General features: G+C 60.6%; 1 protein-coding gene. It reads left to right on the top strand.

The genetic code is table 11. The annotated features are described in order from the left end of the window. Window positions 1-1,100: IS110 family RNA-guided transposase (locus tag AC0L3A_RS40615; protein WP_473256569.1), on the top strand; the 1,100-nt coding region annotated here is incomplete at its 5' end. Window positions 1,101-1,329 lie beyond the last annotated feature (229 nt).

Below are 1,329 nucleotides of genomic sequence, written 5' to 3'. Positions count from 1 at the left end.
TCTTTGTCGGAATCGATACGTCAAAATCGCGCAATGCTATAGCCATTGCCGATGGCGGCCGTGGCGGCGAGGTACGATATCTCGGGGAGTTTCCTGCCACGGAGGCAGCGATCCGAAAGCTGGTGGCAAAGCTTGCAGCGAAATGCTGTCAGTTGACGTTTTGCTACGAAGCAGGGCCAACAGGATACGGTCTCTACAGACTGCTCAAGAGCCTCGGCCATGACTGCCTGGTGGTGGCCCCCTCGCTCGTTCCGAAGAAGGCCGGCGATCGAGTGAAGACGAACCGGCGCGATGCGGTAAGCCTCGCCAAGCTGTTGCGCGCGGACGAGCTCACGGCGGTGTGGGTGCCGGACGAGCGCCATGAGGCTATGCGCGATCTCTCGCGCGCCCGTCAAGCAGTGAAGAAGGACCTCCAGGGCAAGCGTCAACAGATCTCGTCATTGATGCTGCGGCTGGGACGCATCTATCCGGGCAAGACAACGTGGGGACCAGCCCACATGAGATGGCTCATGTCGCAGAAGCTCGAGCATCGCGAGCAGCGCATCGCATTCGAAGAGTTACTTGAGGGGATACGCCAGGAAAGTGAGCGGCTGGAGCGTTTGGAAGATGCCATCCGCGAGGTAGTACCCGAGTGGTCGCTCGCCGAGGTTGTGTCGGCCCTGCAGGCGGTGCGTGGGATTGATCTCATTGCGGCTGTGGGGGTGCTGGCTGAGATCGGTGATCTATCCCGCTTTCAAAATCCGCGCGAGTTGATGGGCTATCTGGGTCTGGTGCCCACAGAAAACTCGACTGGCGACCAAGTCAAGCGAGGCGGCATCACCAAAGCCGGTAATGGGCGGGCGCGACGTATTCTTGTAGAGGCGGCCTGGAGCTATCGATATCCGCCGCGCGTGAGCCGAGACAAGCAGCCAAAGGTGGAGGCCGCACCGAGAGTCGCGCGCGAGATTGCGTGGAAAGCGCAAACCAGGCTGTGCGGACGCTTCCGCTCACTCGAGCGGAAGGGCAAGCGGCGAACCGTAATCGTCACGGCGATTGCCCGAGAGCTATCCGCCTTCATTTGGGCGATCAATCGCGAGCTCATGCCACCTCGACAGGCGTGACATCGTTGGGGGCTGTGGACCGCTCGAGTCGTGAGGTGCGCTCGACCGGCCCACAGCCCCCTTTGTTGCAATCAAGATCAGGGGGCAGTCGCAGACATTAATCGTGCAGAAGTGAAGGCGGGACCACGGCAGGGGAAATCCTGAAATCCATTATGTGGCCGATCATCCGATCGACGCCCGACGCTAGACCAGGGACAGCCCCAGACGAAAAAACGGAAATGCGGTATCC

It is taken from the genome of Bradyrhizobium sp. MI1.3 (assembly GCF_055811695.1).
This window is presented reverse-complemented; position numbering and strand designations above follow the sequence as displayed.